Annotated in this window: 2 protein-coding genes; both read right to left on the reverse strand. The window is 64.9% G+C overall.

Going from position 1 to position 473, the window contains the following annotated elements:
* On the reverse strand, nucleotides 1–306 hold a 306-nt coding region (locus tag H7U32_RS09990; RefSeq protein ID WP_204469884.1), incomplete at its 3' end, for a response regulator.
* Nucleotides 307–343: 37 nt separating this feature from the next.
* Nucleotides 344–473, reverse strand: a 130-nt coding sequence (locus H7U32_RS12220) for a chemotaxis protein CheB (RefSeq protein WP_204469885.1), incomplete at its 5' end; no start/stop codon positions are given.

The raw sequence follows: 473 nt of genomic DNA on the forward strand, positions 1-473 counted from the left end.
CTCCTTGGCCGACAGCACGATCACCGGCACGCCGGCCAGTTGCGGATCGGCGCGGTAGAGCGCGATCAGGCCGAAGCCGTCGATGCCGGGCATGACGAGGTCTTGCAGGATCACCGTCGGCTGCAGCTGCTGCGCCGTGGCCAGCGCGGCGGCGGCGTCGGTCGCGTAGGCGAACTCGATATCCGGCTGGTCGGCCAGCATGCGCCGGATCGCCTCGACGATGATCAACTGGTCGTCGACGAGCAGAACGCGCACCTTGAACACGGTGGCGGCCTGGTCGGGGGCGCTGGGGCTAACGTCGGGCATGGTGCTGGCGCTTTCGATTATGTTTGTTTTTGTGCAATTAGTTGCCTTCGACTTTGTGACCAATTCTACCCCGCAATGCGCGGCCGATGTGGTCCAAAGGTAAAATCTGTTCCGCCGCCTTCATTTCGGCGGCCGCGCGCGGCATGCCGTAGACGGCGCTGCTGGCC

This window comes from Bifidobacterium pullorum subsp. saeculare (assembly GCF_016899725.1).
GTDB classification, from domain to species: domain Bacteria; phylum Actinomycetota; class Actinomycetes; order Actinomycetales; family Bifidobacteriaceae; genus Bifidobacterium; species Bifidobacterium pullorum_C.